At 36.2% G+C, this 20,181-nt stretch carries 14 protein-coding genes and 1 tRNA gene; 7 read left to right on the forward strand and 8 right to left on the reverse strand.

Annotation, left to right across the window (positions count from 1 at the left end; translation table 11 throughout):
* Positions 1–287 precede the first annotated feature (287 nt).
* Positions 288–359, reverse strand: a tRNA-Thr gene (locus QNJ50_RS24735).
* Positions 360–656: 297 nt separating this feature from the next.
* Between QNJ50_RS24735 and argF the strand changes: the two genes are divergently transcribed.
* From argF to QNJ50_RS24750, 3 genes are all read left to right on the forward strand, one after another.
* Entirely contained in the window at positions 657–1,583 is a 927-nt protein-coding gene (gene argF, locus QNJ50_RS24740; protein WP_300640891.1) for an ornithine carbamoyltransferase, read from the forward strand.
* A gap of 174 nt (positions 1,584–1,757) precedes the next feature.
* Positions 1,758–2,363: a transcriptional repressor LexA gene (gene lexA / locus QNJ50_RS24745; RefSeq protein WP_300640917.1), complete on the forward strand. Its 606-nt coding sequence runs from the start codon at positions 1,758–1,760 to the stop codon at positions 2,361–2,363.
* Positions 2,364–2,717: 354 nt separating this feature from the next.
* On the forward strand, positions 2,718–4,289 hold the full coding sequence (locus QNJ50_RS24750) for a DNA phosphorothioation system restriction enzyme (protein WP_300640893.1): 1,572 nt from the start codon (positions 2,718–2,720) through the stop codon (positions 4,287–4,289).
* A gap of 515 nt (positions 4,290–4,804) precedes the next feature.
* On the opposite strand, the gene QNJ50_RS24755 is transcribed toward QNJ50_RS24750, so the two are convergent.
* The 4 genes from QNJ50_RS24755 to QNJ50_RS24770 form a co-directional block, all read right to left on the reverse strand.
* Positions 4,805–5,131 carry a hypothetical protein gene (locus tag QNJ50_RS24755; protein ID WP_300640895.1) on the reverse strand — a complete coding sequence of 109 codons (327 nt, stop codon included), beginning with the start codon at positions 5,129–5,131 and terminating at the stop codon, positions 4,805–4,807.
* A 704-nt stretch (positions 5,132–5,835) separates the two neighbouring features.
* Complete coding sequence (locus tag QNJ50_RS24760) at positions 5,836–6,798, reverse strand: orange carotenoid-binding protein (RefSeq protein ID WP_300640897.1); 963 nt, start codon at positions 6,796–6,798, stop codon at positions 5,836–5,838.
* A gap of 654 nt (positions 6,799–7,452) precedes the next feature.
* On the reverse strand, positions 7,453–9,162 hold the full coding sequence (locus QNJ50_RS24765; RefSeq protein ID WP_300640899.1) for an alpha/beta hydrolase: 1,710 nt from the start codon (positions 9,160–9,162) through the stop codon (positions 7,453–7,455).
* Between the two features lie 712 nt (positions 9,163–9,874).
* Positions 9,875–10,204 (reverse strand): sterol carrier protein domain-containing protein, encoded by a 330-nt coding sequence (locus QNJ50_RS24770; protein WP_300640901.1) that lies wholly within the window; start codon positions 10,202–10,204, stop codon positions 9,875–9,877.
* A gap of 162 nt (positions 10,205–10,366) precedes the next feature.
* Here QNJ50_RS24770 and QNJ50_RS24775 point away from each other — a divergent pair, with 162 nt between their 5' ends.
* Entirely contained in the window at positions 10,367–11,731 is a 1,365-nt protein-coding gene (locus QNJ50_RS24775) for an MATE family efflux transporter (protein WP_300640903.1), read from the forward strand.
* 127 nt (positions 11,732–11,858) lie between these two features.
* On the opposite strand, the gene QNJ50_RS24780 is transcribed toward QNJ50_RS24775, so the two are convergent.
* Positions 11,859–13,397, reverse strand: coding sequence for a VanZ family protein (locus tag QNJ50_RS24780; RefSeq protein ID WP_300640905.1), 1,539 nt, complete (start codon positions 13,395–13,397; stop codon positions 11,859–11,861).
* A gap of 840 nt (positions 13,398–14,237) precedes the next feature.
* Between QNJ50_RS24780 and QNJ50_RS24785 the strand changes: the two genes are divergently transcribed.
* Complete coding sequence (locus tag QNJ50_RS24785; RefSeq protein WP_300640907.1) at positions 14,238–15,860, forward strand: adenylate/guanylate cyclase domain-containing protein; 1,623 nt, start codon at positions 14,238–14,240, stop codon at positions 15,858–15,860.
* A gap of 133 nt (positions 15,861–15,993) precedes the next feature.
* On the opposite strand, the gene QNJ50_RS24790 is transcribed toward QNJ50_RS24785, so the two are convergent.
* The gene (locus tag QNJ50_RS24790) at positions 15,994–17,214 is read right to left on the reverse strand and encodes a heparan-alpha-glucosaminide N-acetyltransferase domain-containing protein (protein ID WP_300640909.1); all 1,221 of its coding nucleotides are present in this window, start codon (positions 17,212–17,214) and stop codon (positions 15,994–15,996) included.
* Between the two features lie 248 nt (positions 17,215–17,462).
* On the opposite strand from QNJ50_RS24790, the gene QNJ50_RS24795 reads away from it, so the two are divergent.
* Both QNJ50_RS24795 and QNJ50_RS24800 read left to right on the forward strand, forming a co-directional pair.
* Positions 17,463–18,101 (forward strand): DUF1349 domain-containing protein, encoded by a 639-nt coding sequence (locus QNJ50_RS24795; protein ID WP_300640911.1) that lies wholly within the window; start codon positions 17,463–17,465, stop codon positions 18,099–18,101.
* Positions 18,102–18,105: 4 nt separating this feature from the next.
* Positions 18,106–18,582: an NUDIX domain-containing protein gene (locus QNJ50_RS24800; protein ID WP_300640913.1), complete on the forward strand. Its 477-nt coding sequence runs from the start codon at positions 18,106–18,108 to the stop codon at positions 18,580–18,582.
* Positions 18,583–18,709: 127 nt separating this feature from the next.
* Here the strand turns inward: QNJ50_RS24800 and QNJ50_RS24805 are convergent, their stop codons facing one another.
* Positions 18,710–19,870, reverse strand: a complete 1,161-nt coding sequence (locus tag QNJ50_RS24805; RefSeq protein ID WP_300640915.1) for an AAA family ATPase — start codon at positions 19,868–19,870, stop codon at positions 18,710–18,712.
* Between the last annotated feature and the right edge of the window lie 311 nt (positions 19,871–20,181).

The raw sequence follows: 20,181 nt of genomic DNA on the forward strand, positions 1-20,181 counted from the left end.
CAAAAAGTTAAACAGATTTAAAGGGGTTAAGTCAGTGCTTTTTGGATACGCCGAGTTTAAATATTGTCAAGGCTAACATCACTCGCGTAAGCGTGTATGCCGTAACTGGCAATTGGGAGAACGAAGGGTAATAAATTACCCGTGTCGTTTTTCCTCCCCGACTTAAAAGTACGGGGTTTCCAAACTCCCGAGAGGTTTTTATGAAAATATTTAGCTCTTACCTAATTGAAAAAGTCTAATTTTGCGGCATTAATTTGGGAACAGATACTTAATCTTAAACATATAAAAGCCAGCAGTCGGATTTGAACCGACGACCGCTCGATTACAAGTCGAGTGCTCTACCACTGAGCCATGCTGGCGAAATCAATTTTAGTTACGTAAGTAAATCAATCTATACAAAGACAAATAATATCTCGTTTACCCGCAACGAGTACATATCATATCACAATTAGATAAATTGTAAACCCCAAAACCAAAAATATAAACCCCAAAAATAACTCACTCGAGTCTCAACCCCTAATCTCCAATTCCAAATACTCAATTCCAAATACTCAATTCCAAAAAAATAGTTTTCTGTTAACAAGCTAAATGTAGAATATTAAAGACCGATGGCAGGGGATAATTATATGGTTATTTTTTACGGATAGGGCGGGCATATGACAGCTTTGATTGGACGGGATTTATTAAGTTTAGCCGACCTTAGCCCAACGGAAGTTAAACTTATTTTGGATCGGGCAAGCAAGCTAAAATCACAGAAATTACAATTACGATGCAATAAGGTTTTAGGCTTGTTATTTTCTAAAGCTTCGACACGTACAAGGGTTAGCATGACAGTAGCAATGTATCAACTGGGGGGGCAGGTCGTTGACCTAAATCCTAATGTTACTCAAGTCAGTCGAGGAGAACCCGTTCAAGATACTGCACGTGTATTGGACAGATATTTAGATATCTTAGCAATTCGTACTTTTGCCCCTCAAGAATTGGAAACCTTTGCCAAATACGCCAAAATACCAGTAATTAATGCTTTAACCGACTTAGAGCATCCCTGTCAGGTATTAGCAGACCTAATGACAATCCGAGAATGCTTTGGCAGTCTTGAAGGACTTACCTTAACTTATGTGGGTGATGGTAACAATGTCGCTAATTCATTGATGTTGGGCTGTGCATTGGTGGGGATGAATGTTAGAGTGGCGACACCTGTAGGTTATGAACCCAATGCCGCAATTACAGAGAAAGCACGAGCAATTGCAGGTGGTAAAACAGAAGTTATTCTAACCCAAGATGCGGAAACTGCAACCAAAAATGCTCACGTATTGTACACTGATGTTTGGGCAAGCATGGGGCAAGAATCAAAAGCAAGCGACCGCATTCCCATTTTTCAACCCTACCAAATCAACGAAGATTTATTAAATCTTGCCGATCCTCAAGCAATTGTTTTACACTGTTTACCAGCACATCGAGGCGAAGAAATTACGAATGAGGTAATTGAAGGTTCTCAATCGCGAGTTTGGGAGCAAGCAGAAAATCGGATGCATGCTCAGAAATCCTTACTTGCAAGTATACTCGGCGCAGAAGAAGTTTAACTTTTAGAACTATCGATTAATATCGATATCGCCTCCAATTTCTAGATATTCAATTCCCATTCTTGATTGCTCATTCTTAAAAAAACTATAAAACTAGCAAATATCTTTGCCGTAGGATGTTCTTTTGTAGTACAAATGTCCTATGGAAATTTGTATTTACATCCCTATGAATTTATGGAAAAACTAACAGAAGCTCAAAATGAACTTTATGAGTGGTTGGTGGAATATATCAAATCGCGCCAACATTCTCCTTCAATTCGGCAGATGATGCAAGCAATGAATTTAAAATCGCCTGCACCAATTCAAAGTCGTTTAGAACATTTGCGTAACAAAGGTTATATCGAATGGAGTGAGGGTAAAGCTAGAACAATCAGAATTATTCACCCCGATCGCAAAGGTGTACCAATTCTCGGTGCTATTGCAGCAGGTGGTTTAATTGAACCCTTCACCGATGCAGTAGAACACATAGACCTTTCTAATTTATCTTTACCTGCAAAAACCTATGCTTTGCGGGTAACCGGTGACAGCATGGTTGAAGATTCTATCGTAGAAGGTGACTTAGTATTTCTACGTCCGGTGATGGAACCAGATAATTTAAAGAATGGTACCATTGTTGCCGCTAGAGTCGAGGGATATGGAACGACTTTAAAGCGGTTTTATCGTCAAGGCGATCGCGTAACTCTCAAGCCAGCTAATTCTAACTATGCTCCCATTGAGGTGAATGCAGCACAATTGGATGTCCAGGGTTCTTTAGTTGCTATCTGGAGAAATTACAACTGATAAGTTACAACTAGCGATCGCGAAGAATGTTTGTAGCTACTGGCTAATTGCAAAAGATAAAGGAGGTATTCGCTGTGCAAGCAATTAGCCATTAGCAACTAATGAGTAATGAGTAATGAGTAATAAGTAATAAGTAATAAGTAATAAGTAATGAGTAATAAGTAATGAGTAATGAGTAATGAGTAATGAGTAATGAGTAATGGGTAATGGGTAATGAGTAATGGGTAATGGGTAATGGGTAATGGGTAATTGTTCACTGACTATTACTGGTTCCTGATTCCTTACTTCTGACTTCTGACTTCTGACTCCTGACAACTGATAACTAATAATTAAAATTGGGCGTTCGCCAAATAAATGTATTTCACGCAGAAGAAAAAACTGTATTTACCTGTTAACAAAAGGGATTATTCCCATGAAGACGGGGAGTCACTTACTAGAAAATTTTTATTAAAAAAACCATTTGTTAGTGAAAATCGGGGTGGCGATCGCGCTAAATATCACGCCAGTCAGTATCAAAGCAGTAAATATCAAACCAATAAGCTATTACTTGGGTGTCCGCAAATTCCTCAAGAATTACAACTAAGAGACTATCAAAAAGAAGCTATTAATAACTGGTTTGCCAATAATGGTAGGGGAACCTTGAAAATGGCAACCGGTAGCGGTAAAACAATTACAGCCCTAGCAATTACCTACGAGCTATACAAGCAAATAGAATTGCAAGTATTGCTAGTGGTATGTCCTTTCCGTCATCTTGTTACTCAGTGGGCGCGAGAGTGTCGAAAATTCAATTTACAACCTATTCTCGCCTTTGAAAATGTCCGTAATTGGCAAACTCAACTTTCTACGCAATTATACAACCTACGCTCTGATTCCCAAGCATTTATTACAGTTATTACCACTAATTCCACATTGATCGGTGAAAAATTTCAATCTCAACTCAAGTATTTCCCTCAAAAAACTCTAATTATTGGTGATGAAGCACATAATTTAGGTTCGCCAAAATTAGAAGAAAGTTTACCTCGCAGTATTGGTTTGCGTCTTGGTTTATCTGCAACACCAGAAAGATATTTTGATGAAACTGGAACCAAATCTTTATTAGGCTATTTTGGTAAAGTCTTGCAGCCAGAGTTTAGTTTAAGAGATGCGATTAATCGAGGTGCATTGGTACATTATCTTTATTATCCAATATTAATAGAATTAACAGAAATTGAAAGCTTTAGCTATGCCAAATTAACTAGAAGAATTGGCAGAGTATTACAGAATAGAGAGCAAGAAAATCCAGATATAATATCTGACTTACATAATGCAGACTTAAAGCCATTATTAATTCAAAGAGCAAGATTAATTGGGGCTGCAGAAAATAAATTAAAAGCTTTGCGTGAATTAATGATAAATCGCCGCGATACAACCCATACTTTATTTTATTGTAGTGATGCGGCTCCTGATACTGGAAGATATTCAAATTTACATCAACTCAAAGAAGCGACAAAAATTTTAGGGGTAGAGATAGGTTACAGAATTAGTACTTATACTGCTGACACTCCACTTTTAGAAAGAGAAACTTTACGTCATCAATTTGAAAGTGGGGAATTGCAGGGTTTAGTTGCGATTCGCTGTTTAGATGAAGGTGTAGATATTCCAGCAATTAAAACAGCAGTAATTTTATCGAGTTCTGGAAATCCCCGACAATTTATTCAAAGACGAGGTCGAGTTTTACGTCCCCATCCAGGAAAAGAACGAGCTACCATTTTTGACATGATTGTTTTACCACCAGAGTTAGATCGAAAAACTTTGGAAGTAGAGCGTAATTTATTAAAAAAAGAACTACGGCGTTTTGTAGAATTTGCAGACTTAGCTGATAATGCTGGAGAAGCCAGAATGAAGCTATTTGATCTGCAAAAGCGCTATGGTTTGATGGATGTTTGAGTCTGTATTAATTGATAATAGGTGATAGCTAATAAAATTCAATTAGTTATTTATGAAATTTCTTTTTTGAAGGTTGGAATTTTGACTTTTTGTTACTTTTTGTTAAATTTACAAACCTCGCCGATAACTGGTAACAGGTAATAGGTAAATGAATTACCATGACAACACTTTTTGCACCCTGCTTCAGCTAATACAAATTACCAATTACCAATCACCAACTATCAACTCTCAAAATATTAATAATGCAGAGTAAAAAAGAATCCTTAATGTGCTGAAAGCTAACAAGCACAATAGCTCTTACTTCATAGTCTAGGGTTTGCTGTTAAAAAAGTCTTCTGGTGAAGTTAGAGAACAGGGAACAATTTCATACTTATTTTTCTAGTTTTTCTAACCAGAAAAAATTTTATTTGCAAGCTTTTCAAGCATTATACCCCTATTCACTTGCACTTTTTCCTTCATTTACAGCCTGAAAATCCATCAATATAAGAATTTGATGGCTATTCAGCAAGCCCTATCTACATACGCGTAAGAGCTGCTATTTTAGTTAGCTTTGCTCGTTCTAGACCTTCTAAATCACTCATATCCAACCATTTCTCTTTAAGTAATCTAGCAAATACAAATATAAGAACAGAATATCTATAGTCATACTTGCCGTCTATGTCATGTCTCCTTGCACTTAGGAAATCATGTAAGCGCCATATTTGGTCAATTTCAGTAATATTACTGGCTTGACTGCGAACCTCTTCGAGTAGAGCATTAATTTCTCTTTCATAGGCTTTATCAAAGGCTTGATGTGCAACTTCTTTTTCTGTTTCAGACCAACTAATACTATTCACTTGCATTTTTAAAACTAAAGTCTATCTATTTGTTTGAATGGGATAATTGCTTCACGGAAAACTCACAGCAATAGGATTCAGCTTCTACTATAAAGCTAAGATTCAAAGTTTGATTTCAGTATATTGAAACAAGCGTAATGAAAACTTAGGCTTTTAGTATTAGAAATAAAGCTTTGTCTATGGCATAAAAATGAGTCAAACACGCGATTTCGATTGGAGTTTATAATTGTAATAATATTATTTTATCAGGTTACGCTAACTACGCAGTGACAAAAAAGTACTTTTTACAACAAAGATTTTAAGTAGATTAATTGTGAACTTATATTGTTGTAGTTTGTGTAAAATTGAAAATCTCTCTTAGATGAATAAATTTACTTCTAAGAGAGATTTTTAATATTTTATATTTGATAAAAAATATTTACAAAGACTAGGACTATAACGTTACTTGAACGTCTCAAATGATCCCTAATCTCTATACAAAGTAGAGACACATCTCGTATTTACCAAGACTTACGCTAGTCCTCCTATTAATTGTAGGATTTGGAAGTATAAAACCCAATGGCACCTTTACTAACAGTCGTTTGCAAAAAAATATAACCTCTGGGTGGTATAACTTTACAAACCCTTATTATTCAATTTAAGGAGGTGTAAGTTATGTTTATTAGTCTCTACATCTTTATGGGAAACTCTCTGGTTAAATACCAGTTTTACTAACCACGAGCTAAGTTTAATAATTCTTTAGGAGAGGCGAGCAAATCAATTGCAACAAAGAAAATTTTCTCTTCGGGATTTAGTAGGAATCTCCAAGCAATATTCATCCCAACACCTGCACCAAACCAAGGAGTTTGTACTTTACCAGTAACTTTTATTTGAGTGTAACCATCATCAGCAGCTTCAGAAACTCCTCGCTCTGGGATTAATTTAAGATTTTGACACTCTTCTCTAAAGAAACGAAGAACAGCTTCTTTTCCAACAATAGGTTTGCGGAAAGGAGGTTGCAAAGCACCATCATCAGCAAACAATTTAATTAGAGCATCAAAGTCATTTGCATTTAAGTTATTCATATAACTCAATACAGTGTTATTGGTAACACCTTCAATTGTGACTTGAGTACGTTTTGACATCTCTTGGGGAGGAACTACAGGTTCCGCGATTCGCTTGAATTCACCCAATTTACCTGTGTCATAACCCATATCAACCACAGCATTACGTAAAACTGTGATTTGCTGACCTGAATCAAGATTTCTAATAGCTTGCAACACTGCTGCAGCATTTGCAGATAGCTGATAACCTTCTGGAATAGGAGCAACAATCCCTTTTTCCATCCATTCTCCAAGCTGATACCAAAAGCCTAACTTGATGTTTGGAGACCAAGTTGCATAGGTTCTACCAACTGGTGTATCTGCACGATTTGCTAAATCGCACATTACTTGTGACTGTTCTAGAGGAGTCATTTGCCGAATCTGATTCATTGTATTTTCGGCAAACTGCATGTTAGCTGCTCCTGGAGCTGCAACTGTGATTGTTTTACCCATTTCCAGGTAAGCAAACCAGATCAATGCTAGTTGATCTTCAGCCCCAAGCTGAGCAAATCTGGCAATGGTCGCTGGTACGGCATCAGCAGATAGGGTATTAGGGAAAATACCGCGAGCAGACTCAATGGAAAATGGCATAGACTCACCTTAGATATCTCTATAAGACTTCAACTTGAACGGAAGTTTATTTTCACTTTACATGTCAAATGTCCTGAAAGTCACCCTCATGATAAGGATAAATTTCGTAAATATTAACTTAAGTAAAGAAATGTAAAAAAACATTACATTTATAGTCTACACCTATTGTGACTTACTTGGGTTTACTTTTGCCAGAAGATCGCTGGTGAATAGACTATAAAATTCTAATTAAAAGCATTAAATAGACTGATAATTACTAATTTCGATCAAAGTCGCGCTAGTCTGCGTTAAAATCGAACCCCATGATAGATATTTGGTGCTCTGCAAGACCTATCGCTTATTTCAACTGAATATTGCTCCCACACCATGAGGGCTTGTAAGCAAATGAAGGTTATACAGCATTCTGTATCTGTAAAGGCACTTGCTGTATATTAATCCTTTGGGGTTAATATATGCTTAGCTTAATTGCTTATTTAAAATAAATTATTTGTGTACTTAGCAGCTTTTTATTCTGCTCTGCTGTCATTATTCGATAAAGGCGTTGAGCAAGCTATTACTTACATATTGCGTGCGATCGCGTCGCTGTTTAAGCTTATATCCAGTAAGACGTTGAACCCCTCTCCCAATCATAACCAAAACCCTTGACCTTTACTTTCATTCCTTATCTTTGTCTTTATTCTTATCCAGTTCTATCTCTGACTGATTTAAACTCTTCACCAAATTGACCTGTACCGTTGTCTTAGAAATCGCCTTAGCATATGCAGCATTCAAATAATTAGCATACTTCCGATTGCTAGCAACGTAAGTCTGAAAAAAAGGTAAACTCAAAACACTTACATAACTTCGCGTTTGCACTGGATCTTCCCCAACCACTTCAGAAGGTAATGGAAGCTGTCCTACATCACTTGCACTATTTCCGATCGCCGAAAAGTGAGTTGCACCGGTGAGTAAAGCCAAATATTTTCGCGAATTATTCAGCCAGGAAAAAGGTAATATTTGCTCGTATAAAGCTGGTGTAATCGTATCATCACTACTAGCAACAATCATAACTGGAACTGGCAGACTCTTTAAACCATTTTCGCCAAAAATTGCACTGGTGAGGGGATTCACTGCAATTACAGCCTTCACTCTTTCATCCCGTAAATTATTTCCCTGTCTTTGAAGACTTCCATATAATTTCTTGGCTCGACACTGGAGTAACAAAGACATGTTCCAACTTTTTCGTAAGGCTCTCTCTTGACAACTTTCTTGTAAATTCTTGTAGTCAATTTTTGCACCGGCTAAGGCTAAAACTGTATAGCCTCCAAAAGACTGACCGAATAAGCCAACCTGTTGTAAGTTTAAGCGTTCTCCAAAGCGGGAATCAGAACGATTGATTCTCTCCAACTCATCGAGAATATAGGTTACATCCAAAGGTCCATTATAAAATTCCTCTGGTTGCGCAAGTTCGCTCGCACTTCCATCCAATAGCGATCGCAGTTGTTTGGTGTCGCTTCCTGGGTGATTGGGAACCACAACCGCAAAACCATGGGATACCAGGTAATTAGCTAAATATCGAAAATTTGTACTATCAGAACCCAAACCGTGAGAAATTACGATCGCAGGTATTTGATTCTTGATATTGAATTTTGTATTGGGAAGATAAATATCCGTCAGCAAAACTCTACGTCGAGATGCATCAAAAAATTTGAATTGATGTTTATTCGCTGCGAAATTTCCCTGTCTTTTCAATGAAGATAAATGGGAAAAATTCATCCCTGCTGGGATATTTGCAGCTTCTATGAGTGACCTCTTGGATATGGCATCGATCGCATGATTAGTTTGATTAACCAGTTGCTCCCACTCAGCAGCAATTCCTAAAATTCGAGATAAATTGATGTGAATTCCCGGGCTAGGATATTTCCGCATTAAATTCAACAGGGTTAATCCTTCGGGTTCGGCCGCAGCCAAAATCAAGGCCGAACGTAAAGCATGAAATCCTGATTTTTCTTGTCCAGATTCATTCTTAATTACCTCTCCCAATCTTTTCAGTAAAAACTCCCCTTGGGGAGTGTACAAAAATTGTGAAACTGCAACCCGGTCTACCTTGATTGGACTGAGTAAAATTCGGCGGAATTCTTCTAATTGATCCGCTTTAAAATACTGGGTATAAACAGCTAAATCTTCACTAATTACACCTTTAATTGCATATTTTTCCAGAGAACTAACAGAAATTGAACGTTCTAGAGCAGAGTAAGAAGCATATACTCTCTCGGCTGCAAGGGCAGAGTCGTAAATTCCTAAGCCTGGTATCAAGGCTAATAAAAATAGCGAGCGCGAACACCTCCCCAGAATTGTCGTCCAATTACCAAAAATGCTTTTCATCCCTCAATGAAATAAGACAGTTGTGTGTTTTAAGGCAGGAACGAAGAGTAAATCTTTAGACACCCTGGATAGTATTAATTTTATTTTTTCTAGCCAATGTGTTTTAACTTTTTTTTAGTTTACTAAGCTCAAATTGAACTTACACAGATTCCTTCTAGGTAGGTTCAGATACTTACCTTTAAGAATACTTATAAACTGATTTTAGTAACTATGTAATCATAACAAATCAAGAAAAAAACTGCCTCAGTATGTAAAAAGTCACTAGAAAGGTACTGCATTTGTAGTAAATTAATCAGTGTAAACACATGACATATTAAGCACCATTTTAATGTGTATAATTTAATTGAAGCTAGGCTTTTGGAGTAAATAGTATGATGAAAGAGAAAAAAGCTATTTTGGTCGACAAATGAAATTAATGATAAGACTAATACAGTAAACTTGAATGATAAAATAATAATTATGGTTTGAGTTAATACTATTTTTCATCGCGAAGTTTACCAACATAAAAGAGCTACTGACAACAACTTCTTTAGTAGTTAAGGTCTTTAAAAGAAGAGAAATCAGACCTGAAAATAATGGTAAATAAGTATAAAAAATCTTTTATATCGGACAAATTAAACGAATCATAGAACACATCCTTCATAAATCATCAGAATAAGCAGGATTAACTACGAATTAGTAACATAAATAGCAATTTTAGCTCGAATGTAGATCAAAATAAGTCTGGCATCCAAGGGGAGACACTAGCAAATAATTGAGTAGCTGCAAATATAGCTCCTTCTGGGGCGGAGATTTTCCCAGCGATTTGTAATTGTTGTGGGCTATACAAACCACTATAAAGTGGTGCTAATGCGCTGATGTGCAGTTTCAATTCACCTCTACCACCTTTAATTACTTTTCCGCGCCCATCTGCAACGGTAAGGATAAATTTACCGCTATTATCTAGAATTAAATCGTCTTCGATTTCTAAATGAAGTTCGGTTTTAAGATTGGGGTGATAACCCCGTAGAGATAATGCTTTGATGACATTATCTACAAACATACTACAAAAATAAATTATATTAATAATTTTCTCTATGAGGTGAGAAGATGTTGGAAGGGTTGAATTTTGACTAACAACCTTTTAACTTTTAGCGCCTATACTTGCGCTTTATTTATAATTGATAACTTGCATTCCGTAAGGGCTTTACCTGATAACTGATAAATGAAACAGCGATTAACAGAAGGTAATGTTGGTAGACAACTAATAGAACTAACACTACCAATGGTTTGGGGTGTGTTTGCGATTATTGCCTTTAATTTGGTAGATACTTACTTTGTTGGTCAACTAGGTACAAAAGAGTTGGCTGCAATGAGTTTTACATTCCCCGTCGTCATGACCCTAGGAAGTCTAGCATTAGGCTTGGGAGTGGGAGCTTCTTCCGTTATTGCTCGCGCTATTGGAGAAGGCGATCGCAGTCGCGTGCAACGTTTTACAACTAATAGTCTTACCCTGGGACTAGTTGCAGTAGCCATATTTGTCAGTTTAGGTTTATTTACTATTGACCCTTTATTTACTGCTTTGGGTGCTGACGCTGAAGTTTTGCCTTTAATTCGAGAATACATGCAAATTTGGTACTTCGGGATGATATTCCTAGTAATACCAATGATTGGTAACAGCGCTATTCGTGCATCTGGTAACACTGGTACGCCTAGTATAATTATGACTCTGGCGTCTGTGGTAAATATCGTTTTAGATCCAATTTTAATCTTGGGGTTGGTAGGTTTTCCCAGATTAGAATTACAAGGAGCTGCACTTGCAACAGTAATAGCCAGAGCAATTACATTAATTGCATCTTTGCTTGTCTTGCATTTTAAAGAACGGATGATTTATCTCAAGGTTCCTAGCTTACAGGAAACATTGTGGTGCTGGAAAGATATTTTATATGTGGGTTTACCTGCAGCTTGCACCAGTATGATTAATCCCATTTCCATTGGTGTTATTACTAGTTTACTGGCAACCTTTGGTGCTGCGAGTGTTGCTGCTTTCGGAGTTGCTTCACGGATCGAATCTTTTGTTTTAATCGCCCTATCTGCCCTATCTGCAAGTATTGGACCATTTGTCGGTCAAAACTGGGGGGCTAAAAAATATACAAGAGTAAGACAATCCATGAGATTGAGCTTTATTTTTTGTATTATCTGGGGAGCATTAATGACCTTGATTTTAGTACCATTTGCTCCTTGGTTGTCTTCGTTATTTAACAAAAATCCTGAGGTCATTGAAATTGCAACTCGCTATTTGTGGATAGTACCAATTAGTTACGGAACTGCTGGAATTATTCTCGTTGCAAGTTCAGCTTTTAATGGTCTGGGTAAACCAATTCCTTCCATTGTGATGACAGTGATGCGAATGTTTGTTCTTTATATCCCAATAGCATACTTTGGAGGAAAAATTTATGGGGTCAATGGTATTTTTGCTGCTGCAACTATTTCCAATTTAGTTGTGGGAATTGGTGCTTTTATATGGAATCAGAGAACTTGTAGCCTCAAAGCAGTTGAAAAAGCAGAACAAGCTGCATCTATGTCTTAAAATTTTGGAGAAAGGAAATAGGGAACGAGAAATAAGGGCAAATGAGGAGATAGAAAAATATTCTAATAGCTGTAACTGCTGCTGTGGAAAATCATATTTTGATTTCAGAGCATTTAATTATTTATGGTTAATTGTTAGCAGTTAACTTCTTTCCCATCAATTTTGCTCGTATTCTTAATATCGACATAGTACCAGCAGTAAAAAGCGTTCCAATCAGTAAATTTTTCAAACTAGGATTTTTACCACTTCCACTAATTAAACTTGCTTCCAAAATTAGGGAAGGTAATAAGATTCCCATCCAAAGCAAAATTCGGTAAAAATTTAATCTTCTTTTCGCCAAAGTTGTGAGCAGCGCCAAACATACTCCTAAGGGTATAAAAGTGATGCCATAGTAAAATAAGATTTGTTTTTTGGGGATGATTTCTAATAAGTGCAAAGAGTGATAATTTTGGATCTCATCTATATATATCTCTAATGTTGCTTTAGAGTAAGTAATAACTATATGATGTGAATTTTCACTTGTAAAAACACCAGGTATATTCATATTTAAATCAGAACCATTAGAACCTGTAAGTGGTGTTCTGAATCGAAATTCTAAGTTATCTTCTTGCTGTCCTAAAGTAAAATTACGATGCTGTCCATCTGCGGACATGGAAATAATGCGTCCAGGTCCAGTTACTTTGACATCAGCAGTTGTTATATTTGCACTAATCGTGAACTCTGAAGTTTTACCAATTCTTTGACTCAAAGTTGTTGCTGGAATTTTGGTTTTTAGCCAATGACGAGAATTAAGGGGTGGTTCTTCTTGTTTCAATACACTTTGTTTTTCAGGTGGTTCCTCACCTTCCCAAACTAGCTCTGGTAAATTTCCCGTTCGGTCTTGATAATAATTCTGAATTTGATTTAACTGATAATCCGCAATTAGGGAACCTGCTTCCCATTGAAAATTATTCTCATCAGTTAGTAACTTTTTAACTTCATTTTGAGATATTGCTCTATCGCTGATATATAACTGGGAAACATCACCTTTCCAGGGTCTATCTCCCGTTCCTTCATTACCTAAAATTAAATGAAAATCGCTATCCCAGCTATTCAAGCTTGTCATACTTTGCCAAGGGATAGAAATCAAAAAGGCAAAAAGTACATAAGCAAGAGAAAATATTGCAATTTTTTTAATTGATTTACTAGAGTGACTATTCTCCAGTTTATTTAAAGTTAAATTAAAACTTCTTGAACCGTAAATATAGAAGCATAATAACCCTAAAAATCCACCGAAGGAGTTATGAAATATATCAGATGGGGTAGGAGCCCGGGAAGGTATTAATGTTTGTAATAATTCTACAGTTAATGATAGGGTCGCACTCAAAACAGTTGTGGTGAATAATTGCCCTATAAGCTTGATCTTTCTCCTTTGCAATATACTTCCTAAACCAAACCCAAAAGGCATAAACAATAAAACATTATTGACCTGGTCTTGAAAAAAACTACTATTATTAAAATCAGTCAATAAATCTCGAATCGACCAACTATCTGATAAATGAAAATTAAAAGGATGAAGAGTTGCAAAGAAAATAATAAAACTGCTAATTATGACAATAAAATAATCCCAATTTGGGATATTTATCAAAAACTTTTGAGCCTGCTTAGTAATAGTATTTTTTGCCATAAAATTTTATTATCCCAAGAGTAGCTTCAACTAATGTAAAAGTATTAGCTTTGTTTGTCCGCAAAGACGCATTAATGGTAATCGATGCACACCAGTTCCATATCAAAGATATCTACAGCTATTTCGCATACTTAAGAATATTTTTAGATCTTGTGAGAGTTTTATTAAGATATCGTTAATCTGGAGATAAAGTATTTGCTTTTTCTCGTAAAATATGTATATCTCAAAATAAGCTTTATTGTCACCAAATTGGGATATTGAAGTTAGGGTATTAAACTCTAAGCTTTAAGGGACAGTATAAATGTATATATTTAAACATTCCTTGGGTCCATCCTAAAAGTGTACTATTTTGTTCTGAAGAAAAATCGGTCACATTAAAAATAAAATACAACAAGAAAAATAAAACACAATAAGGTAATTTGTTTTGTTAAATTAATTTGTGTTTCCAGTTATAGATAAGGCTGAATAAAATCTTGGATCGATCACTTGAAATTTGTTGCTTGAGACTAAAAGGCTTTTTGAAGTGAATCTTGAGGCAAATTGTGGTAATTCCAAAAAGTTTCAGATTTGAAGAATTATTTCAAGTAACTCTTCTAGTATAATTAGATTTTACTTAGATGAAGTTAATTCAATTTATTTTGCTATTTGTATTGCCTGGAACTGAGAGTTTATGTTATCTGTACTGATGTGTATGAAACGGCAGGTTAATGTATATTTTTTGACTAAATTGTCTGCGGATCGGTAATAATGTCGGTAAATGAAGGTTGAAGGGTTTTCTTTATATTCCCGCTTTACCTATATGCTCCCATTTTCTGCGATCGGGATAAATCAACTACAGTCATGACTGAACTCAAACTGCATTTAAAACAGGGAGACACCGGACAAACAGTTCCAGTACATCAAGATGTATTTACGATCGGTCGTTTGCCCAAATGTGATTTATACTTACCCTTTGGGGGAGTTTCTCGCTGTCATGCGCGAATTGTTAGAGTAGCAGCTAATGTATGGACTATTGAAGATTTGGGCAGTAAGAATGGTACAAAATTGAATGAAATTCCAATTTATTCTCCTCAACAGTTGCATGATCGGGATAACCTGTGGGTAGGCGAAGTAAACCTGCAAGTAATGCTTGTTAATACCCGAGCCAAGAAATCAAATTCTTCTTCTCCATCTTTTGACCCACCAGAAAAGCTGACCGAAGCAAAAACAATCCTACATGATGTTAAGCAGCTACAAAAGCAATGGGTGGAAGGACAAGAGCAAAGTAATGATATTGAATTCAAAGATAGAACGATCGCTCGCTTAATAGATTTAGTAGAAATAGCGAAAAATCTCAGCGCTGCAACATCAATTAAAGAAATTTTTTTTCAAGTACAGCAAGTAGTTTTCCGTTATCTCAAGAGTATAGAACGTTTGGCATTGTTAGTACTCCGGGATGGAAAACTGGAATTAATGGATGCTGCACCTAGAAATCCTTCCGAACAAAATAATCTTGCTGCTAATGCTAGTTGGATTAGTAGGAGTATTTGTCAAAGAGTATGTGAAGAAAAAGTTGCGATTCAGACTGCTGATGCTCAACAAGATGAGAGATTTGCAGGGGAAAATAGTATTTTAGTTAAAGGTATTCGTAGTGCAATGGCGGTACCTTTATGGGACGAGACTAAAGTTGTTGGGGTGCTGTATGCGGATGCTCATTTTTCTTCTTACCATTGGGAGTCGGAAGGGGAAGAAGAACTGAGATTTTTTTCCGCTTTAGCAAATTTAGTAGCATCAAGCGTCCAGCGTTGGTTGCTAGCAGATAAACTTAAAAGTGAAGAGGTCATTCGTCAAAAACTCGAAAGGTATCATTCACCAGCGGTTGTCCATCAACTCATAGCTGCAGGTGCTTTACCTAATGGTCGTCTTCCACCGCGAGAAAGTGAAATTAGTATTTTATTTGCCGACCTTGTGGGTTTTACAGCTATGTCAGAAGTCAGTACACCCACAGAAATATCCCAATTATTAAATAATTTATTTGAAGAAATGCTGCAAGAGGTATTTGCTTACGGCGGAACTTTAGATAAATATATTGGCGATTGTATTATGGCATTTTTTGGTGCTCCGGAGGAACAAAAAGATCATGCAGATCGTGCGGTAGCTTCAGCAAAGGGAATGCTATCCCGTCTTTATAACTTGAATTTAAATAATTTTTGGCGCGAACCCTTAAAATTAAGGATTGCAATTAATAGTGGTAAAGCTGTGGTTGGAGATTTGGGAAGTTCCCAGAGGGTAGATTATACAGCCCTTGGGGCTACAATTAACTTAGCTGCTCGCATGGAAGGGGTATGTCCTCCAGGTAAATGTGTAGTTGGTGAGGCGACCCATAGAATTTTAACTAATCCTTCTGACTTTGAAGAGTTAGGTGATTATCGCTTTAAAGGGATTAATAGATTAGTTAAAGTTTATCAGAATAAAGATTTTTAACTATTATTTTTTATTGTTAATTTTGCTTGGATCTAATTCATATTTATTTTAGATTTATTCTTACATTTTTGTATGTTACAGGTTTGTCTTTAAATATCATTAAATATTTAATTATACTGGCTGAATAAGAATATTATAAAAAACTTAGCCACCAATATCTATATTTAGATTTGTAATTGGCAAACCATTTACATATGGGATAAGTAATAACAAGCATAACAAGCCATAATACATAAACATGATGTAAATCATATCCATAATTTTCTGGCATTCTGCTAGATAATAGAAATGGCAAAGTAATAGCTTTCAAGCCATACTTTGGTAATGCCAATATAACCGCAGAGAAATGTATCACCCAAAGGTGAATAATATAAAAAAATAGTGGTACTCTTCCTAAAGTTATTAAGGGCTTGAGAAATGGTTTTATTTTACTTTCAAGTAAATATGTCGTTTCAAACAGATAAAGTATTAAAAAAGCTATGCCAAGTGTGATTAACAAAAAAGCTAATGATGGTGGGTATTTATGACAATTTATGAATGATAATATTGTTTTCCAAAGAGTAGACTGAATTGACCAAGGTTTAGGGTCGCCATAAATATTGATTCCTCGGATAACCAGAAAGCTAAAAATTAAGCCCCAACCCAAATTTCGTAACCAATGCAGACGGTGAGTTTTTGATTTAGTCAACACACTTCCAAAAGCATAGCCACTTAGTATTACCCCAACCCAAGGAATAAGCGGATAGGAAAGGAAAAAACGAATTCCTGGTATTGGTACAAAAATCGCCCTTTCATGAAGAAATGACCAAATCCAGCCAAAATTTCCTAGTTGCTCGGCTTGCACACTATCAAACAAGTTATGTCCGACAATAAGCATTATTCCCAACGTCGCTACACTATTAATGGGAAGTTGAATTACTATGGCTAGAATAATCATAGACCAACCAATTGCCCATAATATTCCTGCCATAAAAACACCAGGATAAAATGTCCATGCCAAGCTAACTACAGTTAATTCTAAAAATATTAACCAAAACCCCCTAATTACCAGAAAACGAGATAACTGTTTTTTTGTTTTTCCTCGTTGTAGAGAAAGATAAGCAGCTATACCTGCAATCAAAATGAATGATGGAGCACATAAATGGGTAATCCATCTAGTAAAAAATAGAGGAATATTCGATTTTTCTATATCTAATGGGTTGAAACTAGCATTAGAAAAAAAAGCTCTTGTATGGTCTAATGTCATCAAAGCCATAACCAAGCCACGTAGTAAATCTACAGATACAAGTCGTTTTATTTTCAGTTGGTCGTCATTCTTAGGGTTATTGCTAGAAGTATCTAAATTGAAACCCATAATTGGAACCTTAAGCTTTATCTTTTACTTTTGGTACTAGCTTATACCTTTCCATTACTAGTTTTTTAAAATAAAACTTATGCAGTTAGTTTTTGCACACTGAAATTACAAAATAAACCCTGTTTGATTGAACATTTTAGGAATTTGAGGAGATTATAAGGAGCATTGGAAGTGTGGGAGGTGTGAGAATTCTGGGAAAAATTCTAACAATAATCAGGACTTACGCAATTGTCATCAGGGTAAAAATCATGGACATAGATTTTTCCACCGCTACATGGCTAAATCAACCAAAATTATTTGAAATAATCGATCGCTCATTGGAGATAACCACCGAGCCCAATACGGATTTTTGGCAACGTACTTACTATGGATTTAGAAACGATAATGCTCCCGCTCTGTTGCTTGAGAGTCAAACTAACTTCTCATTTACAGCCAAAGCATCATTTAAATATTGCACGAAATTTGACCAATGTGGCTTAATTATTTATCTCGATCGCGATAATTGGTTTAAAGCATCTATAGAATACGAAAACGAAAATATTTCCCGTTTGGGTAGTGTGGTGACCAATCATGGCTATTCCGATTGGGCTACAACTGATATACCTACCACAAATATCATGTCCTATCGTCTCCATCGTCGAGGAGCAGATTTTTTGATTGAGTCGTCACCAGATGGGGTAGATTTTAAGCAAATGAGGATTTTTCATTTACACTGTTTGGGTGAAACATCGATTGAAATGGGTAAACTCAATTCTCCTGAACCAACAGAGCAGCCTATAAAATTTGGTTTGTATGCTTGTAGTCCTTTAAATTCATCTTTTAAAGCTAAGTTTGACAGTTTTAAACTTGATCAATGTTTATGGAAAGCTTACGGTACAGAATCATAAGGTTATGTCCGATTCATATATCTCGCGTTTGAGAAAAATAGTTGGTTCTCAGTTGTTATTAAACCCTGGTGGACGAGCGATCGTGCAAAATAACCTTCAGGAGATTCTGCTTCATAAGCGAAGGGATTTTGGTTTTTGGGATCTTCCCGGTGGTGGTGCAGAAGTAGGGGAATCTGCTGAACAATGTGTGATTCGTGAAGTTTACGAGGAAACTGGTTTGACCGTTGAAAGTTTTGAACCCATTGGTTTTGCGTCTAATCCCGAACTGGAAGAAGTTATTTATCCTAATGGAGATATAATTCAGGGTTTTTCTCTTATACTGCATATAACGAAATGGTCTGGAAATTTAAAAGCATCAAGTGAATCAACTTCACTAGAGTTTTTCAAGATAGACAAATTACCAGAAATGCGTCGGAATATTCGTATAACAATTGATAAGTTTTTAGAATATCAAAACAGCGGAAAATTTCAGTTGTTTTAGTGGTTTATTTTATTTATTATGATGGTTTGTTTTTCCCAAAAAAACCTGAAAGACGTAGCACAAAATTTACAATAATACTACGTCTCTACAATTATGAAATATCTTACAAATAACTTAAAAAATTATTCTAACTGACTTCTCTACAAGCTCTGTATAAATCTCCCCATCCATCTCTTTCTTTAACAACCGTTTCCAAATATTCTCGCCACACAAGTTTATCTTGCACTGGATCTTTAACTACTGCTCCAATTAATCCAGAAGCTACATCTGCAGCACTCAAGCTTCCATCACCAAAATGTGCAGCTAGCGCAATTCCACTATTAACTACAGAAATAGCTTCGGCTGTACTCAAGGTACCTGTAGGAGATTTAATTTTAGTTTTACCATCTTCCGTTACTCCGCTACGCAGTTCCCGAAATATTGTTACAATGCGCCGAATTTCTGTTAATGCTGGTGGTTCTGCGGGTAATTCTAACGCTCGTCCCAAACTTTCCACCCGTCGTTGGACGATTTCTACTTCTTCTTCTGCAGTCTTTGGTAAAGGTAAAACTACCGTATTAAACCGTCGTTTTAAAGCACTAGATAGATCGTTAACACCCTTATCGCGATCATTAGCAGTTGCAATGACACTAAAACCTTTATTTGCTTGCACCTCCGAACCTAATTCTGGAATCGGCAGTGTTTTTTCGGAAAGAATAGTAATTAATGTATCTTGAACATCTGCCGGAATTCGAGTTAATTCTTCCACCCGAGCAATTTTACCATTTTCCATTGCCCGCATTAGGGGACTAGAAACCAAAGCTCCCATAGAAGGACCATCAGCCAATAATTTAGCGTAATTCCAACCATAGCGAATCGCTTCTTCACTGGTTCCTGCAGTTCCTTGAATTAACAAGGTTGAATCCCCGGATATGGCTGCTGATAAATGTTCGGAAACCCAAGATTTTGCCGTTCCCGGTACCCCAATTAATAATAAAGCCCGATCCGTAGTCAAAGTCGCCACTGCAATTTCAATAATTCTGCGATCGCCGATATACTTGGGCGATATCTCAAACCCATTTTCCAATTCTCCACCCAATAAGTAAGTAGTCACAGCCCAAGGTGATAATTTCCAGTTAGGGGGACGATGACGTTTATCGACCTTTTCTAATTCTGCGATTTCAGCAGCAAACTGTTGTTCTGCATGTTCCCTCAATAAACTTGTACTAGGAGCACTATTAGTTTTTACCTCTTCTTTCTTCTTTCTTGATGTTCTTGGTGTTTTTGTTGTTTTATTCTCTTCAGCCATTTCTTAATTTCCTAATTTTGGTTGGTAATTTGTAATGGGTAACTGGTAATTGGTAATGGGTTATAAATGATTTATTCTCTCAACTTCTGACTCCTGACTCCTGACTCCTGACTCCTTACTTTTTACTTCTTACTTCTGACTCCTTACTTTTTACTTTTTACTTTTTACTTTTTACTTCTGACTCCTTACTTTTTACTTCTTACTTCTGACTCCTTACTTTTTACTTTTTACTTTTTACTTTTTACTTCTGACTCCTTACTTTTTACTTCTTACTTCTGACTCCTTACTTTTTACTTTTTACTTTTTACTTC

Origin of the sequence: Mastigocoleus sp. MO_188.B34 (genome assembly GCF_030065675.1) — a bacterium.
Lineage (GTDB): Bacteria > Cyanobacteriota > Cyanobacteriia > Cyanobacteriales > Nostocaceae > Mastigocoleus.